Source organism: Spirillospora sp. NPDC047279 (genome assembly GCF_040643285.1).
In the GTDB taxonomy this organism is placed as follows: domain Bacteria; phylum Actinomycetota; class Actinomycetes; order Streptosporangiales; family Streptosporangiaceae; genus Spirillospora.
Window position 1 is genome coordinate 419,461 of record NZ_JBEYUA010000007.1, and the last position, 19,205, is coordinate 438,665.

Here is a 19,205-nt window from a genome sequence, read left to right on the forward strand (position 1 = left end):
GTTCACCTCGGCCATCGCACCGCCGCACGAGTTAGGGTGCCCGCCATGGAAGAACCCCCCGTCGGGACCGCCAAGGGCCTGCTCTACTTCACCGACGGCTCGCTGGCGTACGCCGGCCATTACCTGCACGAGGGGGACCACCCGGTCCACACCCACAGCTTCGTCGAGATCGCCGTCGTCACGGGCGGCGAGGGGGTGCACCGCTCCCTGGACGGGCGCAGGCAGTTGCAGGTGGGGGACGTCATCCTGCTGCGCCCCGGGGTGTGGCACGGCTACGAGGACTGCCGGGGGCTGGACCTCTACAACTGCTGTTTCAGCACCGAGTTGCTCCACCGCGAGCTGGCCTGGACCCGCGAGGACCCGCTGCTGGGCTACCTGCTCTGGACCGCGCCCCGCTCCATGCAGCGCCGCGGGATGCTCACCACCCGGCTGGACGAACAATCGCTCAAAGCGGCCGTCGTTCACCTCGACGCCCTGGACCGGCTCGGCCACCAGAGCGTCGACCGGCACCGCGGCGACATCATCGGCCGGCTCACGCTGTTCGTCAGCCACCTCGCCCGGACGGTCGCCGAGCAGCGCGCGAACGGCTCCGGCCCGGCCCATCCCGCCGTCGTCCAGGCGATGCGGCTCCTGGAGGCCCGGCCGGCGCACCGGTGGACGCTCACCGGCCTCGCCGAGGAGCTCCACCTGTCGCCCCGCTACCTCGTCCGGATCTTCAAGACCACCACCGGCCTCCCGCCGATGGCCTACCTCGCCCAGCACCGGGTGGAGACCGCCGCGACGCTCCTGCTGCACACCGACCGGTCGATCACCCAGATCGGGCAGGCGGTCGGCTGGGGCGACCAGAACTACTTCGCCCGCCGCTTCAAGGCGCACTACGGCCTGTCGGCCACCACCTACCGGCAGCGCTTCACCCACAACGCCGTCGGCCTCCACCCGGACAAGGGCCTCGCCTACCGGGAACGCGACCTCTGAGGACGCCCGATCAGCCGGGGAGGTCGGCGCCCCGGGCGGCGACCGTGCCGAACAGGTCGCCGATCGTCGTCAGCGCGGCGGCGTGCAGGGCGTCCGCCGGGATCGGCGTCCCGTCCGGGCCCGCCAGCGGCCTGGTCGCGCACGCCTCGGCCACGACGGTGGGCCGGTACCCGAGGTTGAACGCGCCCTGGGCGGTGAACTGCACGCACATGTGGGTCATGAAGCCCGCCAGCACCAGGTCCGGCCCGGCGCCCATGCCCCGCAGCACCTCCAGCAGATCGGTCTGGTGGAAGGAGTCCGGGAACCCCTTCACCACGACCGGCTCGCCGTCCCGCGCCGCGACCCGGGACTCGATCCGCCCGATCTCCGCGCGGATGTCGTACGGGCTGCCCTCGCCGCCGTCGTTGACGACGTGCACCACCGGCGTCCCGGCGGCGCGGGCCCGCTCCAGCAGCCGGCCGGCGGCGTCCAGGGCGGGACCTGCCTCCGGCAGCGCCATGACGCCGGTGGTGTAGGTGTTCTGGAAGTCGATCATGATCAGGGTGCTGGCGGACAGCGCCGGCAGCGTGCCGTCCAGGCCGATCACCTGGCGCAACGTCGTGGAAACGGTCATCGTGCTCCTCCTTGGATTCGGGCAGGGTGAATTCCGGGTAGGGTGAACCCCCGGCCGGACCGGCCGGGGGACGGGCATGAAGGTCAGGCGGCGGTGCGGAACCGCCGCCGGTAGGCCGCCGGAGTGGTGCCGAGCCGCCGCCGGAACGCCCGGTGCAGCGTCTCCACCGACCCCATGCCGCACGCGGCGGCGACCTGGTCGAGCGGCTCGTCGGTGGTCTCCAGCAGCCGCCGGGCCGCCTCCACCCGCGCCGCCTCGACGTAGGCGGCCGGGGTGGCGCCGGTCTCCTTGCCGAAGACCCGGCTGAAATGCCGTTCGCTCAGGCACATCCGCTCGGCGAGCGCCGCGGCCGACAGGTCCGCGGTCAGGTGGGCGGTGATCCACCCGCGCAGTTCGTCGATGTCGCGGCGCTCGGTGGGCGCCTGCCACAGCGGGACGCTGAACTGGCTCTGCCCGCCCGGCCGCTTGAGGTACATCACCAGCTGCCGGGCGACCGCCAGGGCGAGCCGTTCGCCGTGGTCCTCGGCGACCAGGGCGAGCGCGAGGTCCATGCACGCGCTGATGCCCGCCCCCGTCCACACCTTCCCCGACCGGACGTAGATCGGGTCGGGGTCGACGGTGACGTCGGGATGGTCGGCGGCCAGCCGGGCGGCGGTGGCCCAGTGCGTGGTCGCCGTCCGGCCCGCCAGCAGCCCGGCGGCCGCGAGCAGGTGCGCGCCGACGCACACCGAGGCGACCCGGCCCGCGTGCCCGGCGGTGGCGGCGATCCAGCCGACCAGGTCCGGATCGATCATCGGCGCGCCGGCGGCGTCCAGCGCGCCGGGCACCACCAGGGTGTCCACCCGGTCGCAGACCTGGTCGAAGGTCACGTCGGTCGCGATCCGGACCCCGGCGAAGGTCCGCACCTGGCCGCCGTCCGCCGAGGCCAGCACCACCTCGTACGGCCGGCCCGGCATCTCCCGGTTGGCCACCGCGAACACCTCCGCGGGGCCGGTGACGTCGAGGAGATCGACGTCGGGGAACACGGCGATGACGACACGGTGCGGAGTGGACATGCGTCCATTGTCACCGGGAACGCGGATGACCGCCATGACGAGGTCCTGTCACATCCGGACACGGGCGTCCGGGCGGCGCGGTCGTGGGAGGACCGGGGCGAGGCGCGCCCTAGGGTGGGGGCAGCGGGATCCGGCCGGTGACGGCCGGGCGGCGACGTGGTGGGAAGGGCGGCGACGGGATGCCGAGAGAGGCTCCACCGAGGGTCATGCGGCTGGTGCTCAACCGCGAGCTCATCGTGCACACCGCCGTCGAGGTGGTCGAGCGCGAGGGGCCGGGTGGCCTGTCGATGCGCGCGGTGGGGCTGGAGCTGGGCGTCACCGCCATGGCGATGTACCGGCACGTGCCCAGCAAGGACGCGCTCATCGAGGGCATGGCCGAGTACGTGATGGCGGCGCTGGAGGTTTCCGAGGACGAGCCGGACGACTGGAAGGCCGGTGCGCGGGAGCTGGTCCGCGCGTTCCGGGCCGTCGCGCACGAGTACCCGCGGAGCCTGGCGCTCGTGCTGGAGAGCGGGACGAGCATCCCGGTCGGGCTGCGGGCGATCGAACGGGGGCTGGCCCTCTGCGACAGGGCCGGCGTCCAGGGGTCCGCGGCGGTGCACGTCGTGCGGTCGCTGATGGCGTTCACCCTGGGGTCGCAGCTGCGGGAGGCCGGGTTCACGCGGGTGCTGCGCGCGCAGGACGGCGACCCGGCCGAGAAGGTGCGGGCACTGAGCCCGGCACGGTATCCGCACGTCGTGGCGCTGCCGGACGAGCTGGTCGACAACCCGCCGGACACCGACTTCGAGTTCGGGGTGGAGCTCTTCCTGTCGTCGGTCGAGGAGATGGGCGGGCGCACCGGCTGACCCCGCGGGTCAGGAGCACTCGCGCGGGTCAGGCGTTCTGGCGCGGGAGCCGGTCGAGCGCCGACAGCAACATCTCCAGCCCGCGGTCGAAGTCCGCGTCGCCCGGGGGCCGGGCGAGCTCGTGGGCCAGGGCGATCGCGTGCGGGTAACGCTCCGGATCGGCCATGACGGTCTCGATGACCTCGGCCTGCGCGGTGCCGGGCACCCTGACGACCCCGTGCACCATCATCTGGGCGCCGATCGCGAACGACATCAGGGCGCGGAGCGCGCGGACCGACGTCTCGCCGTCGAACCCGGCGGAGGCCAGGTAGGCGAGCGCCTGCTCGGCCGCCGTCCACTTGAACTCCAGGTCGATGCGGCTGGTGAAGACCAGGTGCATGCTGCGCGGGTAGCGGTGGGCCGTCGCGCGGAAGGCGTCGACCATCAGGCGGGCGTTGACCTTCCAGTCCGCGGCGGGATCGAGGCCGGACGGCGGGTTGAGGCCCGCGAGCACCGTGATCGCGATGCCGTCGACCAGCGCCTCGCGGTCGGGCACGTGGTTGTAGAGCGACATCACCCCGACGCCGAGCTCGGCCGCGACCTTGCGCATGGACAGGCCCCGGGCGCCGTCCCGCTCGACGAGGACGATCGCGGCCTCGATGATCAGCTCGCGGGAGAGGGGCCGCCGCTCCGTCCGGCCGGCCGCCTTCTTGCCCATCGCGGCACTCCCTTGATCGTCGCTGCTCGGTCCCGCGCCACCGGCCACCGTAGCAGCGGGTCGCGCCTCCTCACCGTACGCCGCCCATGGCCTGGCCGTACTTGATACATCTTGTTTACGGCGTACGTCCTATGTCATCGTGACCGGGAGCGTCGAACCTCCTGGAGGCGTCATGAGTTCCGCGACCGCCGATGTCGCCGACATCGCCTGGACCGACAAGAAGAAGTACCTGTGGCTGCTCGGACTCGTCATGCCGGCCATGCCCCTGGTGTCATGGGGGCTGGTCGAGGCGACGGGCTGGGGTGGTTTCTGGTTCCTGACCGTTTTCCTCTTCGCCTACGTGAATCCGCTGCTGGACGGCGTTCTCGGCAAGGACTCCGGCAACCCGCCGGACAGCGTGCTGGCGTGGCTGGAGGAGCAGAGGTACTACCGCTGGTGCGTCTACGCCTTCCTGCCGCTGCAGTACGCGGGCGTGGTGCTGGCCTGCTGGATGTTGTCACGCGGTGACGTCGCCCTCTGGGAGAAGATCGGCATCACCATGACCATGGGCGCCGTCGGCGGCGTCGGCATCAACGCGGCCCACGAGCTCGGCCACAAGAAGGAGTCGGCCGAGCGGTGGCTGTCGAAGGTCACGCTGGCGCAGACGGCGTACGGGCATTTCTTCATCGAGCACAACCGCGGTCACCACGTCCGGGTGGCCACGCCCGAAGATCCCGCGAGCGCGCGGCTGGGGGAGAGCTTCTACCGGTTCCTGCCGCGCACCATGGGGGGCAGCCTCAGGTCGGCCTGGAGACTGGAGAGGGCCCGCCTCGCCCGCGCCGGCCACGGCCCCTGGACCTGGCGCAACGACGTGCTCAACGCGTGGGCGATGACCGTCGTGCTGTTCGCGGCGCTGGCCGCGGTGTTCGGCGTCGGCGTCCTGCCCTTCCTGATCGTCCAGGCGTTCCTGGGGGCGGCGGCCCTGGAGGTGGTCAACTATCTGGAGCACTACGGGCTGCTGCGCGAGAAGACCCCGTCGGGACGTTACGAACGTTGCGCGCCCCGGCACAGCTGGAACAGCAACAGCATCGCCTCCAACATCCTGCTCTACCACCTTCAGCGGCACAGCGACCATCACGCCAACCCCACCCGCCGCTTCCAGGCGCTGCGCCACTTCGAGGAGGCGCCCGAGCTGCCGTCGGGCTATTCGGCGATGATGCGGCTCGCCTACTTCCCGCCGCTGTGGCGCCGCGTGATGGACAAGCGCGTCATCGCGCACTACGGCGGCGACGCCTCCCGCGCCAACGTCCAGCCCGGCAAGCACGCCCGCTACGGGGTCGCCGCCCCGGACCGCGCGGAGGCCGGACGCGCGGAGGCCGAGCGCGCGGCGCGGTGACACGACGTCATGACCGGCCCCGGCGGCGCGACCGCGCCGCCGGGGCCGGTGCCGCGTTCAGGCGCGGCTGATCTCGACCATCTCGAAGTCGGCCTTGGCGGCCCCGCAGTCGGGGCACGCCCAGTCGTCGGGGATGTCCTCCCACCGGGTGCCGGCCGCGATGTCCTCGTCCGGCCAGCCCTCGGCCTCGTCGTAGACGAAGCCGCACACCTGGCACTCCCACACCTTGTAGTTCACCGGCCCACCAGCTCGAAGTCGACCTTCTCGCGCACGCCGCAGTCCGGGCAGCACCAGTCGTCCGGGACCGCCGTCCAGGCGGTGCCGGCCGGGAAGCCCTCGCGCGGTTCGCCGCGCTCCTCGTCGTACCGGTAGTCGCATACCGGGCAGCGGTAGGTCACCTGATCACCTCGTTCACCGGAAGTGTTCGCACGCATGCCCTCACGGTGCCACACGACGTACGCTGTAAACAAGGCATACGACGTACGTGCCCGTTCGGTGGATCAGGGGCGGATCGGGTCAGGGGCGGGTGAGGAACGCGAGTTCCTCCGCGATGTTCGCCCACGCGGCCAGGGCCTCGTACGCGGTGTCGAAGCAGTGGGCGATGTGGCAGCCGAGCCCGGCCCGGATCGCCAGGTGCGCGGGTCCGCCGGCGTCGCGGTCCAGGACGACCGCCGCGCTGGAACGGCCGACGCGCATGTCCGCCAGATGGTCGTCGGACGCGTGCATGGCCGAGGTGAGCACGTCCCAGAAGGCGTTCTCTGCGGACGCGTAGCACGCGAAGTCGTCCAGGTGCTGGATGCCGTCCCCGCTGACCCGCAGGAGGCCCGGCCGCGGCGCGTCGGTGAGCATGTACCTCCACTGCCGCCACCTGTACTCCAGTGCGATCGCGCCGTGGCTCATGAGGGGCCCTACCTGGGGATGTGGCTGCGGGGTGGGGTCGCGCCGTGGTACTCACCGGTACCGAGAGCGTGGTATCCATGCGTACCACGCGTCCGCGAGGCGGGGCAATGTGACCCCCATCTCGGCGCTGCCCCTAGCGCGGGCGGGTGTCCGGTGCCAGCAGCGCGGTCGCGGCGGCGACCGCGGTCTCGGTGATGTCGCGGACGTCGCCGCCGCCCTCGACGACGCTCGCCGTCAGCTCCCGGAGCCCGCCGAGCAGGACCAGGGCCATGGAGCGGCTGACCGGCGCCACGTCCGCACGCGCGCTCGCGCTCAACCCCACGAGCAGCGTGATGAGCGACTCCATGGACTCGCGCTGCATGCGCCGCGCGGTCGTGGGGTCGAGGCCCTGCAGCTCGCGGATCCAGCTGAGGGTCAGCTCGGGCTCGGACGCGACGAGGCCGACCCAGGCCTCGATGCCCTGGCGGACCTGCGCGCGCCACGGCGCGTCCCGGTCGATGGCCTCGGCGATCCGCCGTTCGAGGATCGTGCTGACGGCCTTCAGCAACGCCACGTAGCACTCGTCCTTGGTCGCGAACTCCTCGTAGAAGGTCCGCCGGGACGTCCGCGCGTGCCGGACGATGTCGCTCACCTTGGTCTCGCGGAACCCGCGTTCGCGGATCGAGGCGGCCAGCCCCCGCAGCAGCCGGCCGCGAGGGGACCGCGTGCCCGGCTCGGCGGCCGGGCTCGCGTCGTCCAGCCCCGCGTCGTCCAGCGGAGTCGCGTTCGCCGTCATACCCCGCAAGCTATCCCAGTCAAGGCGCCGCCTCGATGGCTGGCAGATGTCGATGACGATCTCGCAGACGCCCAGCGGGAGCGTGCCGGACCCGTGCACCAGCAGGCTGCCCTCCGGCCCGGGGTGGCGATGATCGGGTCGATTCCAGGAGAGTGGTGGGATGACGGAGAACCAGCCGTGGCCGCCGACCGCCCAGGCGGCCCACGGCGAACGCAAGGGGCCGAATTCCGCCCTGGTGGCGCTCGCCATCATCCTGTCGATCGCGCTGCTCGGGGCCGTGGGCGTGGCGGTGTTCCGGCTCCTGGACTCCGGCTCCGCGAAGGACCGGCCGTTCTCCGGCCGGCTCCGGACCCCGATGGAACTGCGGCCCGTCACGGCCGAACGGCCGGCGCCGTGCCAGGCCGGTCAGGTGGCCGGGCAGGACGGCCGGACCTGCTACGGACTCGGCGCGGGGTTCACCGTCACGACGGTCAAGAGCCTCGAGATGCTCCCACCGGACCCCGCGAAATCACGGACCCGCCCCACCCTCTCGGTCCGGCTCCAGGAGCAGGACGGCCGGCGGTTCACCGAGATGGCCGCGACGGCCGCCGCGGCCTACACCCGTGACCCCACCGCACCCGGAGGGAAGATCGCCGTCGTCGTGAAGGGCCAGGTGGTCATGGCGCCACAGATCACCACTCCGATCACCGGCGCGGGCTTCGAGATCAACCCCGGCGAGTCGACGGACGCCGCCCGGGCCCTCCTGGAGTCCCTCACCGGCGAATAGACGTCGGGGTCGCCGACCGGACGCCGGGGTCGCGTCCGGCGGCGGAGGAGGGCTCTTCACGCAGCGCGTCCCACAGGTCGGCGTTGATCGCGTTGCGTTTCTCCGGCCGGTTCAGCGTGAGGGTCAGGACGCCGTCGTCGCGGTCGGAGCAGGACGTCGTCGGTCAGGGCTCGCTCCGTCGTGTCAGGTGCCGGCGGGCGGTCTCGGCCAGGTGGACTTCGTGGTCGGCTCGGGCGGACACCTCGTAGCCGTCGTCGGCCATGTGGCCGGCCAGGTAGCGGGCGCGCACCCCGACGCTGATGCAGGCCGAGCGCCACTGCGAGAACGCGACCCAGTACGGGACGTCCGTCACGTCGTGTCCCGAGAGACGGGCGTATTCGTCGACGAGGCCGGCGCGGGAGGCGAAGCCGGGGACGACGGAGGGGGCGGGCGGCGCGCCGGCGGCGGGGTCGCCGGGCTCCTGCCAGGTCGACACCAGGTAGCCGAGGTCGGCGAGCGGGTCGCCGGAGGTGGCCAGCTCCCAGTCGAAGACCGCGCGCACGGTCCCGTCGGGGCCGAAGGACAGGTTGCCCGGCCGGTAGTCGCCGTGGACGATGCCGGTGCGCTGCTCGGGCGCGCGGGCGATGAGGAGGTCGTGGATCTCCTCGAGCAGGGGCAGATGGTCGACGGGCGTCTGGCGCACCTGGTGCAGCCAGCGGCGCAGCTGGCGCTGGGCGTAGCCGGTGGAGCGCACCATCGGGCCGAGCCCGACCTCGTGCGGGTCCAGCGCGTGCAGGGCCACCAGGACTTCGACGAGGCTCTCGCAGGCCCGGGAGCGGGCGTTTTCGTCCAGCCGCCGGGCGCTCTCGGGGTCGGCGAGAACGGTGCCCTCGACGTATCCCATGACGTAGAACGGGGCGCCGGTGACGCTCGCGTCCTCGCAGAAGGCCAGCGGCGGCGCCACGGGCACGTCCGTCCCCGCGAGGGCCGAGATGAATCTCCACTCCCGGCCCATGTCGTGCGCGCTGTCCAGGACTCCGCCCAGGGGCGGGCGGCGCAGCGCGCGGCGTTCTCCCGCGGCGTCGGTGATCTGGAAGGTGAGGTTGGAACGGCCGCCGGAGATCAGCGCGAACTCGACCGGGGGACGCAGGCCGTCGACGTTCGCCGCCAGCCAGCGTTCGACACGGCCGGTGTCGAGGCCCGGCTGAGGCTCAGCGGCCGACATAGCGGGCCTCCCGCTTCTCCAGGAACGCCCGTACGCCTTCGCGGTGGTCCTCGGTGGCGAACAGCTCGCCGAGCGTGGTGCTCACCCAGGCGCCCAGGTCGTTCCAGTCCGGGTCCAGCGCGCGCCGCAACCCGCGTTTGAGGGCCGCCACGGCCAGCGGCGGGTTGGCGGCGATCCGCCCGGCCAGCTCGACCGCCTCCGGCAGCACCCGGTCGTCGTCGACCACGCGGCCGACCAGCCCGATGCGCTCGGCCCGCTCGGCGTCCACGACCTCGCCGGTGAACAGCAGCTCGGCGGCGCGTTCGCGGCCGACGAGCTGGGCCAGGCGGGCGATGCCGGCGACGTCGCTGCACAACCCGCGCTTGACGAACAGCTCTCCGAACCGCGCCCGCCGCGCCGCGACCCGGAGGTCGGCCATCAGCGCCAGCTCCATGCCCCAGCCGACGGCGGGGCCGTTCACCGCGGCGATCACCGGGACGTCGGTCTCCAGCAGCGCCCCGGCCGCGGGGGTGAGCCGCGGCTCGGGAGCCGGCGCGGTCCCCTCGCCGCCGCCCATCAGCTCGCGGACGTCGTCGCCGGAGCAGAACGACGGGCCGGCGCCGGTCACCACGAGCACCCGCGCGGTGGTCGAACGCACCAGGCCGGTCAGCTCGTCATAGGTCCGGCGGCGCAGCGCGTTGTGCACCTGGGGTCTGTCGAGCGTGATGATGCCGACATGTCCGTCGGTCTCGTAGCGGACATCGCCGTCCATGGCGGCCGCCTTCCTTTCGTGTCCAGGCGCGGCCCCGGCCGGGGCCGCGCGTTCAGCCCGGTTGTGACAGGTAGCGCGGGTTGGCGGGTCCTCCGGCGGCGGGTCGGTCTCGGCGGGCCGTCCCAGGGCCAGCAGCAGGTCGTGCTCCTGCTCGCAGACGCGGCGGCCGATCGCGGCCAGCTCGACCGAGGGAAGCTCTCCCGACAGGTGGCGTTCGGCCATCTGCCGGCACCCCACCGCCCACCGCGCCGTGCCGTAGATCTGCCACCACGACACGTCGCGCGGACGCGGACGCCAGCCCGCGACCTCGGCGTACCCGTCCAGGAGCTGGTCCACGGTGCCGAACCCGCCGGCCGGGAGCGGCGACCCGAACCGCCAGCACTTCACGCACAGCCAGCCCAGGTCCTGCCTCGGGTCGCCGCGGTGCACCAGCTCCCAGTCCAGTACCGACCGCAGGCCGTCGGCGGCGATGACGAGGTTGCCGGTACGGAAGTCACCGTGCACCAGCCGGTCCGGTACCGGGGGAGGCCGGTGCCGCTCCAGCCACCGCAACGCGATCTCCACCACCGGCAGCGGCTCGCCCAGGGCGTCGTAGCGCTCCCGGAGCCATGGCAGCGGATCGTGTTTCTCCAGGTCCGGCACCGCCTTCAGCGGGATGGCGTGAATACGTGCCAGCGTGCGCCCCAGCTCGGCCGCCAGTGTCGCGCGGGCGCCCGCGTACCGGCCGTCGCGCAGCAGCCTGCGCGCTATCGTCTCGCCCTCCACGTGCTCGGTGAGCATGTACGGCGCGCCGAGCACGGCCGGATCGGTGCCCCAGTCGACCAGCCGGGGGACCGGCACCTTCGCGCGTGCGGCGGCGCCCACCGCCGCGGCCTCGCGGGCCATGCCGTCCGGGCGGTCCTGGCCCGCCGGGTCGCGGCGGAGGACGAGCCGCCACAACGCGTCACCGGTGCGCGCCTCGAACGACCAGGTCTCCCGGCTGGCCCCGCCGGTGAGCCGGTGGAGCCCGGCGATCGCGACCTCGGTCCCGAACACCGCGGCCAGCCGCCGGGTCAGCAGCCGCGCCAGCACCTGGGGCTCCTGCGCGCCGATGAGGTCGCCGGCGCCGCCGGGCGCGCTCACCGCGCCTCCCGGCCCGTGCCGCCGGTCAGGCCGCGCGGGCTCCGGCCATGTCCAGCGCGAGCCGCCGGTAGCGCCCCGCGATCTCCTCGCCGCTCAGCGGCCCGTCCGGCGAGTACCAGCCGGCCACGCCGGTGCACATCACCACGATCGCGCGGGACGCCTCCAGCGGCAGCGGCGTGGTGAAGACGCTCTGCTCGGCGCCCTCCAGCAGCACCCCGTCGAACAGGCGCTGCTGCTGGTGCCGCTTGGCCAGGTGCGCGGACAGGACCGGCTCCCGCAGCGCCCGCAGCTCGCTCGTGCCGAGCATGGTGCCGCGCTGGTCCTCCAGATGGAACAGAACGTGCGTCTGGACGATCGCGCCCAGCCTGCCCGCGGGGTCGTCGCCCGCCCCGGCCAGCGCGGCCCGGGTCCGCAGGAGCAGGGAGTCGATGCCCCGCTCCATGATCGTGGCCAGTACCTCGTACTTGGACTCGAAGTGGTAGTAGAGCGCCGCCGGGCTGATCCCCGCGCGCACCGCGATGTCGCGCACCGAGGTGCCGTGGTAGCCGTGCTCGCTCATCACCGCGATCGCGGCGCGCAGGACGCCCTCCTCGCCCGGCCCCTGCGCCGGCCGCGGCGCCGGGGAACCGGAGGACGGGGACGGAGCCGGATGGGCGTCCGGGTCGGGCACGATGCGACTCGCCACGCGGCCGTCTCCTCTTCACCGCCACAGGGCTGGGAATTCGCCAGGTTACACGCACCCTCGGGCACGTCCGGCCGTCAGGCGAGCGGCCTGAGGGCCGGCCGGGGGAGCCCGCGTCCGCCATCGCCCTCAGCCGCCTCGCTTGCGCGGGCCGGCGAAACCGAAGAGGTACCCCGCGACCTTGCGCATCTGGATCTCCTCGGCTCCCTCGGTGATCCGGTAGCGGCGGTGGTGCCGGTAGATGTGCTCGAACGGGGTGTGCCGGGTGTAGCCGAGCCCGCCGTGCACCTGCATCGCGCGGTCGGCCGCCTCGCACACGAACCGGTTGGCGCGGTAGTTGCACATGGAGACCCGGTCGCTGATCTCCATGTGCGGCACCCGGTCCAGTTCCCACGCGGTCTTGCGGACCAGCCCGCGCACCATCTCGGCCTCGGTCTGCAGCTCGACCAGCGGCCACTGGATCGCCTGCCGCGTCGCCAGCGGCCGCCCGAACGTGGACCGGCTCAGGGCGTACTCGACGCTGCGGTCGATGCAGTACTGCCCGGCGCCGACGCCCGAGGCGGCCTGCCGGATGCGGTTCTCGTGCACGAACGTCTGGGCCACCGCCAGCCCCTCGCCCTCCGCGCCGAAGATCGCCGAGCCGGGCACCCGGACGTCGCGCAGGGTCACCTCGGCGTGGTCGGTGGGCATGTTGAACGTCCACCAGTGGAAGTCGACGGACAACCCGGGGGAGTCGACCGGCGTGAAGAAGGCGGTGATGCCGCGCGCGTCGCCCGGCTTGCCGGAGGTGCGGGCGAAGACGACGTCGTGGGTCGCCGAGTGCATCCCGGAGTTGAACCGCTTGGCGCCGTTGATGACCCAGTCGTCGCCGTCCCGCGTCGCCGTGGTCTCCATCCAGGTGGCGTCGCTGCCGTGGTCGGGTTCGGTGAGCCCGAAGCCGACACGTTTCTCCCGGGTCAGCATCGGCTCCAGGAACTCCTCGCGCTGGGCGGGCGTCCCGTACTCCAGGATCATGTGGACGAACGGGAAGTTGCCCACGACCGACGACTCGTTCTGCAGGTCGTTGTGCAGGCCGAGCCCCCGGTGCGCCAGGTGCTCGCGGATCACCGCCATGTCCAGGTTGGTGCCGTCCCGTCCGCCGACCTCCTTGGGCAGGCCATAGCGCAGCCAGCCGGCGGCGTCGGCGCGCCGGAACATCTCGCCCAGCAACTCCTCCCACTCCGGCCGCGGGACCCCGCCGTTCTCGAAGTCGGTGCGGGCGTACTCGCGGCGGTGGTCGAAGAACCGCTGGTTGTCGTCCTGTTCCTGGAGCGGGGTGATCTCCCGTTCGATGAAGCCGTCCAGGTCGGCCAGGAGACGGACCAGGTCGGCGGGGAGGTCGAAGTCCATAAATTCTCCTTAACGAGCGTTCAGCCAGCATGGCATCGCGCCCGCGCCGGAGGAAGGGGGAACGGCCGCCGTCCGCCCCCGTCCGTGCGGCGGTCTCCGGTCAGAGGAACGCGGCGGTGGTCCCGCCGAGCGGCAGCGGGTCCAGGCCGAGCTTGCGGTGGTCCCACGAGCGGACCCGTTCCACGTCGAGCCGGACCGCGACCCTGTTGTGGAGCATGTACTCCACCAGCGGCTTCACCTCGTCGCTGTAGGGGCCGTTGTAGCGCTCCCAGACGTTCACGCCGACCGCCCACAGCGCGTCCGCGTCGTCGACGATCGTGGCGGCGCCCTCCAGGGAGACGCCGCGGAGCGCGTCGTAGGTGTGGCCCGCCTCGACCATGACCGTGACGCGGGGGTCGCGGCGCAGGTTGACCGCCTTCTGCGACTTGGCCTTGGTCTCGAACCACAACGCCCCGTCGACCACCGCGTACCACATGGCGACCAGGTGCGGGCGCCCCGAGGAGTCCACCGTGGCCAGCGTCGCCACCCGCTGCTCCTCCAGGAACCGCGTGATCTCGTCCTCCGACATGACGATCTGGCGCCGCTGATTCTGGCCCATGGCTCTTGTCCCCTAAGCTAGACAAAGTCCAAAATGAGACTATGTCTCATAGTGAAGCGGAGGGGCTGAAGATCCGCAAGAGGCGGGCGACCACCTCCCGGATCGCGGCGTCGGCCGCCCGCCTCGCCGCCGAGCAGGGGCTGACCGGCACCACCGTCGACCAGATCGCCGCCGACGCCGAGGTCGCCCGCGCCACCTTCTTCCGCTACTACCAGGCCAAGGAGAACGCCGTCGCCGACGGCATCGCCGGGCCCTGGCTGGAAGTGATCACCGAGGCCATCGCGCGCCAGCCCGCCCGGCTGGGCGCGATGGAGGCGATCATCGCCGCGTTCACCGAGCTCACCGACGCGCTGCCGATCCACTACGACCAGATCCGCGAGCTGGCCGACCTCACCCGCACCTCGACCACGCTGACCGCGTGGACGCTGCGCACCTACCACCGGTACGAGAAGGCCATCGCCGGACTCGCCGCGGACCGGATCGCGGACCTCGCCGGCGACGACCCCCGGCCCCGCATGATCGCGGCGATCACCATGGGCGCCGTCCGGATCTCCCTGGACGACTGGATCCGCCAGGGCGGATCGCTTCCCGACCTGATCCACCGCGCCCTCACCTCGGTGTCCGTCACGCCCTCGGAGAACGCGGCGCACGAGGTGCGCGCAGACTAAAGAATCCGTGCGCTCCCTCGTAACGACAGGACCGGCTCCGGCGGTCACCCTCACGGAAGGAAGCACCCCGCGCCGGCACCGATCAGCCTATGGAGGGACGCGATGTCGCATCGCGAGAGATTCGGCAGACTGCGCGGCGTGGTGGTCATGTCCGCGCTCGCCCTGGCCGCGCCGCTGGTGTTCACCGCGACCGCGGCGCAGGCCCGGCCGGTCACCGCCGCCCCGGCGCGGACGGCCGCCGAGCCCAACGCCGTCATCATCTGGGACGTGCACGCCCAGACCGCCATCTACGAGGTCGCCCGGCAGTCGCCGACCGCGACCGCCCGCAGCTTCGCGATCGTCCAGGGCGCCGTGTACGACGCGGTGAACGCCATCGCCGGCACCCCGTACGAGCCGTACCTGGTCGCGCCGCGCAGCAGGCCCGGCGACTCGACGCCCGCCGCCGTCGCCACGGCGGCCTACCGCGTGCTCGTCTGGCTCTTCCCCGCCCAGGCCGGCTGGCTGCGCGCGCGGTACGACGAGTCTCTCGCCGCGATCCCCGACGGCCGTGCCAAGAGCGGCGGCATCGCCGTCGGCGAGGCGACGGCCGCGGCCATGATCGACGCCCGCCGCGACGACGGCGCGTTCTCCGACGCGACGTGGAGGGTCGGCACCGCCCCCGGCCAGTGGCGGCCGACCCCGCCCGGCTATCTCCAGGTCGGCGCCTGGTTCGCCACGCTGGAGCCGTTCGTCATCCGCTCCTCCGGCGACTACCGCGTCCCGGGCCCGCCGGCGCTGAAGAGCGCCGCCTACGCGCGCGACCAGAACGAGGTCCAGGCCGTCGGCTCGGCCACCAGCACGGTGCGGACGCCCGACCAGACCGAGGCCGCGATCTGGTGGGACGACCCGCGGCTGGTGGAGTGGTCGATCATCCGCCAGCTGGCGACGACCCGGCGGCTCAGCACGCTGCAGACGTCCCGCCTGTTCGCGATGGTGGACGTGTCCGCCGCCGACTCGCTGATCGCCTGCTACAAGGAGAAGAAGCACTGGAGCTTCTGGCGTCCGGTGACGGCGACCCCGCTGGCCGGCGCCGACGGCAACCCGGCCACGCACGCCGACCCGTCCTGGACCCCGCTGCGGACCACGGCGCCCTCGACGGAGTACCCGTCCGGGCACGCCTGCTTCACCTCGGCGGTCACGACGAGCCTGCGGACGTTCTTCGGCCGCGACGACCTCACGTTCAGCGCCTACAGCGCCGACTCCGGCACCACCCGCCGCTACGACAGCCTGTCCGCCGCCACGGCCGAGCTGCTCGAGGCGCGGATCTGGGCCGGGGTGCACTACCGCACCGCCTCCGTGGACGGGGAACGGCTCGGCCGGACCGTCACCCGCGACGTCCTGGACCGCGCGTTCGGGCGCCGCGGCCACTGAGGGGCACCGGGGCCGCCGTCGCGGCGGCCCTCACGCGGGTCGTCCTGGACGTCCGCCTCAGCCGGTCAGCCGGCTGAAGTGGACGTCCAGGACCAGCTCCTGCAACCGGGTCATGCAGGCCCGGAACTCGGCGCGCGCCTTCTCCTGCTCGGCGCCGACGAGCGAGCCGTCGCTGCGGTAGACGCCGCTGGAGACGAAGCCGTACAGGCTCCAGGTGAAGACGTTGGCCATCATCTGGAAGTCGCTGTCGCCGATCAGCTCGGCGCCGATGATGCCGGCGACCCTGCGGTACACCGGGGCGCGGTAACTCTCCTCGATGTCGTGCAGGTCGGCGGCGTCGTCCATGAGCCGGTGGTTCCAGATCACCATCAGGTCGAAGTGGTCCAGGTAGAAGTCCAGGACGTGTTCGAGGAACCGGCGGATGCCGGCCGGGTCGCGGGAGAAGTCGGCCTCCGCGGCGTCCAGCATGGTGTTCTGGGCCGCGTAGAAGTCGGCGATGATCGTCCGGTAGAGGCCGCCTCGCCCACCGGCCGCCGCGACCGCCGCGACGGGCACCCCGGCCGCGTCGGCGATCATGGTGTTGGTGGTGTTGTCGTAGCCCAGGCCCGTGAACAGCCGCCGCGCGGCCTGGGTGAACTCGGCGGTGCCGTTCGCGGCCGCTCTGCTGGGTGGTCCGGCCATGCTTCACGGTATGCCGGGCGATCCGCCGGCCTGGTAACCGGGCGGCAAAGTCTCCGACAAGGTGATCGGCCCGGGGCCGATCAGGCCCCGGAGGCCGGCCTCACGGCGCCAGCTCCTGCCGGATGGACCGGCCGGTGGCGCGGTGCCCGGCGGCGGTGGACGGATCGCTCTCGTCGAGAACGGCGGCGATCCCCTCGTGGGCGAGGGCCTCCGCCAGCCGGTAGCCCAGTCTCGGGGCCAGCTCCAGCGCCTCCCGGTGCAGCCGCAGCGCCTCGCCGGGCAGGCCCGCCAGCCGGCAGGTCTCGGCGTAGCCGTCCAGGAAATGGATCTTCCAGTGCTCCTCGAACAGCTCGTCCAGCAGGGCGAACGCCCGCCGGTGGCTGTCGAGCGCCTCCTCGTACCGGCCCATCCGGCGCAGCGCGACGCCCAGGCAGTTGAGGCACCACGCCTCGTTGTGCTTGTGGCCGTCCTCGCGGGCGAAGGCGAGCGCCTGCTCCAGATGCCCCATCGCCTCCTCGGGCTCCTCGCCGGCGATGGCCACGCCGAGGGTGATCCGCGCCGTCAGCGTGGGCGGCCAGGCGGGGTCGGCGTGCGGGACGTCCAGCGCCGCGCGGGCCAGCCGGGCGGCGTCCTCGCGGTGCCCGAGCTGCAACATCGCCCAGGCCTCGTACGCGGTCGCGTGCGCGGTGCCCATCGGGCAGCCGGCGTCCTCGTACAGCCTGCCCGCCAGCCGGAACAGATCGAGGGGCTCCTCGACCTGGCCCTCGTCCCACCTCAGGTAGCCGCGGCGCATGGTCAGCTCGGCCTCGGAACGTACGTCCCCGGTCTGGGACACCAGCGGCGCCGCCGCCTCGTACGCGGCGCCCGCCTCCGCCATCCGGCCCGCGTTGTAGCGGGCGAACCCCAGGTCGCTGTGCGCCTCGGCCAGCTGCAGCGGGTCGCCCAGGCGCCGCGCGGCGACCAGCGAACGTTCGAACAGGACGTTGAGGTGCGTGGTGCCGCAGCGCCGCGCGAAGAAGGCCCGCATGTAGCGCGGCAGCTCGCACACGTGCACGTCGGCTCCGGCGCCGACCGCCGCTTCGAAGGCCGCCATCAGGGTGGTGTACTCGGTGACGCACCAGTAGAGCGCCTGGTGCTTGCCGGTGAACGTCGGCAGCTCGGCCGGGGGACGGCCCGCGGAGACCTCCCGGCTGGGCGGCAGGTACGACATGGCCGCGTCGGCGGCGGCCGCCGCGTGCACGTAGTAGTCGAGCACCCGGCCGAGCGCCTGCTCCAGCCGCTCCGGCGAGTCCTGCTCGGCGGCGGAGCGCAGCGCGTGCTGGCGGACGAGGTCGTGCAGCCGGTAGCGGCCTGCGGCGGGCTGCTGGACCAGGTGCGCGTCGAGGAGGTCTTCGAGCATGGCCCGGGTGCCGCGCAGCGGCAGGTCCGCCAGCGCCGCCGCCGCGTACTCGTCGAACGTCGAGCCGGGCAGCAGGCCCAGCAGCCGGAAGAAGCGGTGCTGGGCGCGGTCGAGCTGCCGGACGGACATGTCGAACGCGGTGTCGAACTCGGTGGCGCCCTCCGCCATGCGCTCGACGAGGATGCCCACGGTCCAGCCCGGCCGGTGCCGGAGCCGCGCCGCGGCCAGCCGCAGGGCCAGCGGCAGGTGGCCGCACAGCCGCAGCACCTCGGCGGCGGACTCGGGCTCGCGGGCCAGCCGGCCGCCGGATCCGCCCGGGTCGCCGCTGGCGCGGGCCAGCAGCTCGGCGCTCTCCTCCGGCGTCAGCACGTCCAGCGACACCGGCGGCACCTCGTCCAGGCCCAGCAGCCGGTTGCGGCTGGTGATCAGCGCAACGGACGGGCCGGCGCCGGGCAGCAGCGGGCGGACCTGGTCGGCGTCCACGGCGTTGTCGAGGACGACGACGGCCCGCCGGTGGGCCAGCTCCGAGCGCCAGCAGGCGGCCAGCGGCTCGATGCCGCCCTCCTGCGGGATCTTCTCCGACGGCACGTCGAGGGCGGCGAGCAGGGCCCGCAGCGCGGGGTCGGGGCCGAGCGGCTCCCGCCCGGCGGTGAACCCGTGCAGGTCGATGTAGAGCTGGGCGTCGGGGTGGCCGTCGGCGAGCCGGTGCGCGGCGTGCACGGCCAGGCAGGTCTTGCCGACGCCCGCCATGCCGTCGACGCTGACCACGCGGCTGCCGTCCACCGCGGCGAGCACCGCGGCGAGCTCGGCCTCGCGGCCGGTGAAGTCGGGCACGTCGCGCGGCAGGTCGTTGCGGGGCGGCCGCACCGCGCCGGTGGGCGGCGGCGGGGGCTGGACCTGCCGGCTCGTCTTCGGCGGCGCCGGCAGCGGGTTGGAGGCCCGTTCCCACAGCGGGCGCAGCGGGCGGGGGTCGCGCTTGACCAGGCGGCAGATCTCGATCACCGCGGGCCAGGGCGGCACCGTCTGGCCGCCCAGGTAGCGCGACAACGACGACGAGCTGAGGCCGGTGTCCCGCGCGAGGGCCCGCACGCCGCGTCCCGACAGCTCCTGGAGCATGCGCAGCCGCGCCGCCAGCTCGTCCTGGGGGTCGGCCTTCCTCGAAGGTTGCTGTTGCACGGCCACTTGTCCCGCCTCCCTGTCCCGCTCCGGCGGAAGTTATCAGGGCGGCGTCTCCCCAGGCCAGAGCCGTTGCGGCTGTCCCAGGGCGTCCCACCGCCGTCGCCATCGTAGGCCGCCCCGG

General features: G+C 73.2%; 20 protein-coding genes. 6 read left to right on the plus strand and 14 right to left on the minus strand.

Annotated features, from left to right (window positions below; all coding sequences use genetic code 11):
• Positions 1–45: 45 nt before the first annotated feature.
• Positions 46–975: an AraC family transcriptional regulator gene (locus ABZ810_RS20700; RefSeq protein ID WP_358405242.1), complete on the plus strand. Its 930-nt coding sequence runs from the start codon at positions 46–48 to the stop codon at positions 973–975.
• Between the two features lie 10 nt (positions 976–985).
• On the opposite strand, the gene ABZ810_RS20705 is transcribed toward ABZ810_RS20700, so the two are convergent.
• On the minus strand, positions 986–1,588 hold the full coding sequence (locus ABZ810_RS20705; protein WP_358405244.1) for a cysteine hydrolase family protein: 603 nt from the start codon (positions 1,586–1,588) through the stop codon (positions 986–988).
• 83 nt (positions 1,589–1,671) lie between these two features.
• Positions 1,672–2,643, minus strand: coding sequence for a helix-turn-helix domain-containing protein (locus tag ABZ810_RS20710; protein WP_358405247.1), 972 nt, complete (start codon positions 2,641–2,643; stop codon positions 1,672–1,674).
• 206 nt (positions 2,644–2,849) lie between these two features.
• Here ABZ810_RS20710 and ABZ810_RS20715 point away from each other — a divergent pair, with 206 nt between their 5' ends.
• Positions 2,850–3,488 (plus strand): TetR/AcrR family transcriptional regulator, encoded by a 639-nt coding sequence (locus ABZ810_RS20715; protein WP_358405249.1) that lies wholly within the window; start codon positions 2,850–2,852, stop codon positions 3,486–3,488.
• A gap of 28 nt (positions 3,489–3,516) precedes the next feature.
• Here ABZ810_RS20715 and ABZ810_RS20720 read toward each other — a convergent pair whose 3' ends face one another.
• Positions 3,517–4,185, minus strand: a complete 669-nt coding sequence (locus ABZ810_RS20720) for a TetR/AcrR family transcriptional regulator C-terminal domain-containing protein (protein WP_358405252.1) — start codon at positions 4,183–4,185, stop codon at positions 3,517–3,519.
• Between the two features lie 172 nt (positions 4,186–4,357).
• Between ABZ810_RS20720 and ABZ810_RS20725 the strand changes: the two genes are divergently transcribed.
• Positions 4,358–5,560 (plus strand): alkane 1-monooxygenase, encoded by a 1,203-nt coding sequence (locus ABZ810_RS20725; protein ID WP_358405254.1) that lies wholly within the window; start codon positions 4,358–4,360, stop codon positions 5,558–5,560.
• Positions 5,561–5,617: 57 nt separating this feature from the next.
• Here ABZ810_RS20725 and ABZ810_RS20730 read toward each other — a convergent pair whose 3' ends face one another.
• The 4 genes from ABZ810_RS20730 to ABZ810_RS20745 all read right to left on the minus strand — a co-directional run bounded on the left by ABZ810_RS20730 (position 5,618) and on the right by ABZ810_RS20745 (position 7,235).
• Positions 5,618–5,797, minus strand: coding sequence for a rubredoxin (locus ABZ810_RS20730; protein ID WP_358405257.1), 180 nt, complete (start codon positions 5,795–5,797; stop codon positions 5,618–5,620).
• Positions 5,794–5,994, minus strand: a complete 201-nt coding sequence (locus tag ABZ810_RS20735; protein WP_358405259.1) for a rubredoxin — start codon at positions 5,992–5,994, stop codon at positions 5,794–5,796. The genes ABZ810_RS20730 and ABZ810_RS20735 overlap by 4 nt, the downstream gene beginning before the upstream one ends.
• An 82-nt stretch (positions 5,995–6,076) precedes the next feature.
• Complete coding sequence (locus ABZ810_RS20740) at positions 6,077–6,460, minus strand: hypothetical protein (RefSeq protein ID WP_358405261.1); 384 nt, start codon at positions 6,458–6,460, stop codon at positions 6,077–6,079.
• A gap of 133 nt (positions 6,461–6,593) precedes the next feature.
• Positions 6,594–7,235 carry a helix-turn-helix domain-containing protein gene (locus ABZ810_RS20745; protein ID WP_358405264.1) on the minus strand — a complete coding sequence of 214 codons (642 nt, stop codon included), beginning with the start codon at positions 7,233–7,235 and terminating at the stop codon, positions 6,594–6,596.
• A 160-nt stretch (positions 7,236–7,395) separates the two neighbouring features.
• Here ABZ810_RS20745 and ABZ810_RS20750 point away from each other — a divergent pair, with 160 nt between their 5' ends.
• On the plus strand, positions 7,396–8,001 hold the full coding sequence (locus ABZ810_RS20750) for a hypothetical protein (protein WP_358405267.1): 606 nt from the start codon (positions 7,396–7,398) through the stop codon (positions 7,999–8,001).
• A 163-nt stretch (positions 8,002–8,164) separates the two neighbouring features.
• On the opposite strand, the gene ABZ810_RS20755 is transcribed toward ABZ810_RS20750, so the two are convergent.
• From ABZ810_RS20755 to ABZ810_RS20775, 5 genes are all read right to left on the minus strand, one after another.
• Complete coding sequence (locus ABZ810_RS20755) at positions 8,165–9,205, minus strand: phosphotransferase family protein (RefSeq protein ID WP_358405270.1); 1,041 nt, start codon at positions 9,203–9,205, stop codon at positions 8,165–8,167.
• On the minus strand, positions 9,192–11,078 hold the full coding sequence (locus ABZ810_RS20760; RefSeq protein WP_358405273.1) for an enoyl-CoA hydratase-related protein: 1,887 nt from the start codon (positions 11,076–11,078) through the stop codon (positions 9,192–9,194). The genes ABZ810_RS20755 and ABZ810_RS20760 overlap by 14 nt, the downstream gene beginning before the upstream one ends.
• A 25-nt stretch (positions 11,079–11,103) precedes the next feature.
• Entirely contained in the window at positions 11,104–11,763 is a 660-nt protein-coding gene (locus ABZ810_RS20765) for a TetR/AcrR family transcriptional regulator (protein ID WP_358405275.1), read from the minus strand.
• Positions 11,764–11,889: 126 nt separating this feature from the next.
• Positions 11,890–13,149, minus strand: a complete 1,260-nt coding sequence (locus ABZ810_RS20770) for an acyl-CoA dehydrogenase family protein (RefSeq protein ID WP_358405278.1) — start codon at positions 13,147–13,149, stop codon at positions 11,890–11,892.
• Between the two features lie 100 nt (positions 13,150–13,249).
• Positions 13,250–13,747 carry a PPOX class F420-dependent oxidoreductase gene (locus ABZ810_RS20775; protein WP_358405281.1) on the minus strand — a complete coding sequence of 166 codons (498 nt, stop codon included), beginning with the start codon at positions 13,745–13,747 and terminating at the stop codon, positions 13,250–13,252.
• Between the two features lie 41 nt (positions 13,748–13,788).
• Here ABZ810_RS20775 and ABZ810_RS20780 point away from each other — a divergent pair, with 41 nt between their 5' ends.
• Positions 13,789–14,415, plus strand: a complete 627-nt coding sequence (locus ABZ810_RS20780; RefSeq protein WP_358405283.1) for a TetR family transcriptional regulator — start codon at positions 13,789–13,791, stop codon at positions 14,413–14,415.
• Between the two features lie 102 nt (positions 14,416–14,517).
• On the plus strand, positions 14,518–15,825 hold the full coding sequence (locus ABZ810_RS20785) for a hypothetical protein (RefSeq protein ID WP_358405286.1): 1,308 nt from the start codon (positions 14,518–14,520) through the stop codon (positions 15,823–15,825).
• A 57-nt stretch (positions 15,826–15,882) separates the two neighbouring features.
• Here ABZ810_RS20785 and ABZ810_RS20790 read toward each other — a convergent pair whose 3' ends face one another.
• Positions 15,883–16,506, minus strand: coding sequence for a hypothetical protein (locus tag ABZ810_RS20790; RefSeq protein WP_358405288.1), 624 nt, complete (start codon positions 16,504–16,506; stop codon positions 15,883–15,885).
• A gap of 100 nt (positions 16,507–16,606) precedes the next feature.
• Positions 16,607–19,087, minus strand: a complete 2,481-nt coding sequence (locus ABZ810_RS20795) for a tetratricopeptide repeat protein (RefSeq protein WP_358405290.1) — start codon at positions 19,085–19,087, stop codon at positions 16,607–16,609.
• Positions 19,088–19,205 lie beyond the last annotated feature (118 nt).